Genomic DNA, 3,828 nt, shown 5'->3' with positions numbered 1-3,828 from the left:
GCCTCGCTGTGGGTGCCGTCCTTGGCGACGGGGGCCCACTTGTCGACCAGGCCGGGGTGGTCGCGCAGCCAGTCGCGGACGGCGTCCTGTTCCCTGCCCTTGCCCGCCTTCTGGATCCGTGCCTCCAGGCCGGTCAGCTGCTCCTCGGTCATCGAGAAGTCCTTCAGCCACCGGCCGACCAGCGGGTTGTCGGCGGTGAAGCCCTTGCGGGCCAGGGTGTGCACGCCGTCGCCCTTGCCCCAGGCGCCCTTGGGATCCTCGAGCTTCTTCAGGTCGTAGTCGCTGTACGCCCAGTGCGGCGACCAGAGGGTGACGAGGACCGGCTGGTGCCGGGCGTAGGCGCGCTTCAGCTCGGCGAGCATGGCCGGGGTGGAGCCGTCGACCACGTCGTAGGTGCCCTCCAGGCCGTACTCCTTCAGCACCGTGCCCTTCAGCAGGCTCATCATGCCCGCGCTGGGCTCGATGCCGATGATCTTCCCGTCGAACTCGGAGGCGTGCTCCTTCAGGTCCGCCAGGGAGTTCACGTCCTCGACATAGGAGGGCACGGACAGCTCCAGGGACGTGGGCCCGTACCACTTGCCCAGATCGTCCAGCCGCGTGCCGTACTTCGTCCAGTACTCGGCGTGCGTGGTGGGCAGCCAGGAGTCGGTCTGGAAGTCGAGCTGGCCGGTGGCGAGACCGGTGTAGAGCGGGCCGGCCGCGTACTGGGCCGTGCTCACCCTGAAGCCGCGCTCCTCGAGGATCTCCTTCCACAGGAACGTGGAGGCGATGCCCTCGTCCCAGGGGATGTAGCCGATCCGGACCTCCTTGCCCTTGCCGACGTCCGTGCCGGAGGCCTCGGAGGTGCCCGCGGACGGGCCGAAGACGCCGAGTCCGCCCGCGACGAGGGCGAGGACGACGACGCCGGCCAGGGCGACGGCCGGGCGCGGACGGTACGACCACGCGCGCGTGCGTGCCTTCGCGGCGGCCCTGCGGCCCAGCGGGGACAGCTGGGTGCCGAGCGCGCCGGTGACCCGGTCCAGGTAGATGGCGAGGACGACGATGCCGACGCCCGCCTCGAAGCCGTAGCCGATGTCCAGCCGGCCGATGGCCTCGTTGACGGCGCCGCCGAGGCCGCCGGTGCCGACCATGCCGGCGATGACGACCATGGAAAGCCCCAGCATGATCACCTGGTTGACGCCGGCCATGATGGTCGGCAGCGCGAGCGGCAGCTGCACCCGCCACAGGATGTCGCGCGGGGCGGTGCCGAACGCCTCGGCGGCCTCGACCAGTTCGGCGTCGACCTGGCGGATGCCCAGCTCGGTCATGCGGACGCCGGGGGCGAGCGCGAAGACCAGGGTGGCGACGACGCCCGCGGCGGTGCCCAGCCCGAAGAAGAGCATGGCCGGGATCAGCAGCACCATCGAGGGCATCGTCTGGAGCAGGTCGAGGACCGGCCGCACGGCGGCGCCGACCGCCCTGGAACGGGCGGCCCAGATGCCCAGCGGGAGGGAGATCACCAGGGCGATCACGGTCGCCACCAGGACCAGGGCGAGGGTGGACATGGCCCGGTCCCACAGGTCCAGCGAATCGACCAGCGCGAAGCCGGCGAAGGCGAGGACACCGGCGAGCAGTCCGCGCAGCCACCAGGCGACGACGGCGAGGATGCCCGCCATCAGCAGCGGCTGGGGGGCGGCGAGCACGGTGTCGATGCCGTCGTACATGCCCTCCAAGACCGCCTTGACGGCGTCGAACAGCCAGGAGAGGTGGCCGACCAGCCAGTCCACGCCGGAGTCGACCCAGTCGCCGAGGGGGATCCTAGGCATGGCTGATCACCTTCCCCTCGGGGTTGTCGCAGGTCACGGGGGCGGCCGTCTCCTCGCCGAGGAAGCCGAGCAGACGCCTGCGCGGCACCACCCCGACGACCCGGCCCGCCCCGTCCACCACCGAGACCCGGTGGGACAGCCGGGCGCCGATCGCGCACAGCCGCGCGAACGGCATCTCGGGGGTCGCCGTCTCGCAGCCGCACAGCGGCGCGTCGGCGGTCACCGAGGTGTCCATGAGCGCGCCCGCCGTCAGCACCCGGGAGCGGTCCACGTCCTGGATGAAGGAGGCCACGTAGTCGTTCGCCGGGCGCAGCAGGATGTCCTCGGCGGTGCCGGTCTGCACGATGCGGCCGTCCCGCATGACGGCGACCCGGTCACCGAGCCGCATGGCCTCGTTGAGGTCGTGGGTGATGAAGACGATCGTCTTCTTCAGGGTCTTCTGCAGCTCCAGCAGCTGGTCCTGCATGTCGCGGCGGATCAGCGGGTCGAGGGCGCTGAAGGACTCGTCCATCAGCAGCAGGTCCGCGTCGGAGGCGAGGGCGCGGGCCAGGCCGACGCGCTGCTGCATGCCGCCGGACAGCTCGTCGGGCCATGAGGTCTCCCAGCCGGCCAGGCCGCACAGGGCGAGCGCCTCGTCGGCGCGGCGCTCGCGCTCGGCGCGGGGCACGCCCTGCACTTCCAGGCCGTAGGCGGCGTTGTCGCGGACACTGCGGTGCGGGAACAGCGCGAAGTGCTGGAAGACCATGCTGATCTTCCTGGAGCGCAGCTCGCGCAGCGCCCGGTCGCCGAGCGCGGTCAGGTCCTGCCCGTCGAAGCGCACGCTGCCCGCGGTCGGCTCCAGCAGCCCGTTGAGCATGCGCAGCAGGGTGGACTTGCCGGAGCCCGACAGCCCCATCACGACGAAGATCTCGCCGGCCTCGACGCGGAAGGACGCGTCGATCACGGCGGCCGTCGCGCCCTGCGCGCGCAGCTCCGCCCGGTCGGCGCCGCGCCGCAGCCGTTCCACCGCGTCGTCGGGTCGTCTTCCGAACACCTTGAACAGATGCTCTGCCTCAAGCCTGGGTGACACGCGCACCTCTCGTCTCCGGGGACAGGACAGAGGCCGCGCCTCCCCAGGTCGAGCGAGGGCAAACACACAAGTGGCCGGGTTCACGGCAGTGCGCGTCACGCAACGCGTTCCCGGCCCGCGGGGCGCTGTCGGTGCCGTGCGGCATGATGCGTGCGTGACCGGACGACTCATGCTTCTCGACACCGCCTCCCTGTACTTCCGTGCCTACTTCGGCGTCCCGGACTCGGTGCGCGCGCCGGACGGCACACCCGTCAACGCGGTGCGCGGGCTGCTGGACTTCATCGACCGGCTGGTCAGGGACCACCGGCCGGACCACCTGGTGGCCTGCATGGACGCCGACTGGCGACCGCGGTGGCGGGTGGACCTCATCCCGACCTACAAGGCGCACCGGGTCGCCGAGGAGCACACCGGCGCGCCGGACGCGGAGGAGGTGCCCGACACCCTCGCCCCGCAGGTGCCGGTGATCGAGGAGGTCCTGGACGCGATCGGCATCGCCCGCGTGGGCGTCGCGGAGTACGAGGCGGACGACGTGATCGGCACGTTCACCGCACGGGCGCGGGGCCCGGTCGACATCGTCACCGGCGACCGCGACCTGTACCAGCTGGTGGACGACGGGCGCGGGATCCGGGTGCTGTATCCGCTCAAGGGCGTCGGCACGCTCCAGGTGACCGACGAGGCGGTGCTGCGCGAGAAGTATGGCGTCGACGGGCGGGGGTACGCGGATCTGGCGCTGCTGCGCGGCGACCCCAGCGACGGTCTGCCGGGCGTGGCCGGGATCGGCGAGAAGACGGCCGCCAAGCTGCTCGCCGAGTTCGGCGACCTGGCCGGGATCATGGCCGCGGTCGACGACCGGGGGGCGAAGCTGACGCCGTCGCAGCGCAAGCGGCTGACCGAGGCCCGGCCGTATCTCGCGGTCGCGCCGAAGGTGGTGCGGGTGGCCGACGACGTGCCGCT

Annotated in this window: 3 protein-coding genes; 1 reads left to right on the top strand and 2 read right to left on the bottom strand. The window is 71.9% G+C overall.

The genetic code is table 11. From position 1 onward, the window contains the following. Together H5J33_RS26815 and H5J33_RS26810 are read right to left on the bottom strand one after the other, a co-directional pair. Positions 1-1,805, bottom strand: a 1,805-nt coding sequence (locus tag H5J33_RS26815; RefSeq protein ID WP_181797422.1) for an ABC transporter permease/substrate binding protein, incomplete at its 3' end; no start/stop codon positions are given. Then, a complete protein-coding gene (locus tag H5J33_RS26810) occupies positions 1,798-2,874 on the bottom strand; it encodes a glycine betaine/L-proline ABC transporter ATP-binding protein (protein ID WP_181797421.1) in 1,077 nt (358 codons plus the stop codon). The genes H5J33_RS26810 and H5J33_RS26815, both read right to left, overlap by 8 nt. A gap of 154 nt (positions 2,875-3,028) precedes the next feature. Here H5J33_RS26810 and H5J33_RS26805 point away from each other — a divergent pair. Further along, positions 3,029-3,828: 5'-3' exonuclease (locus tag H5J33_RS26805; protein WP_181797420.1), on the top strand; the 800-nt coding region annotated here is incomplete at its 3' end.

The organism is Streptomyces sp. WELS2, from assembly GCF_013870595.1.
Taxonomy (GTDB): Bacteria; Actinomycetota; Actinomycetes; order Streptomycetales; family Streptomycetaceae; genus Streptomyces.
The sequence above is the reverse complement of the archived record's forward strand: the minus strand, read 5'-3'. Positions and strand labels throughout refer to the sequence as shown.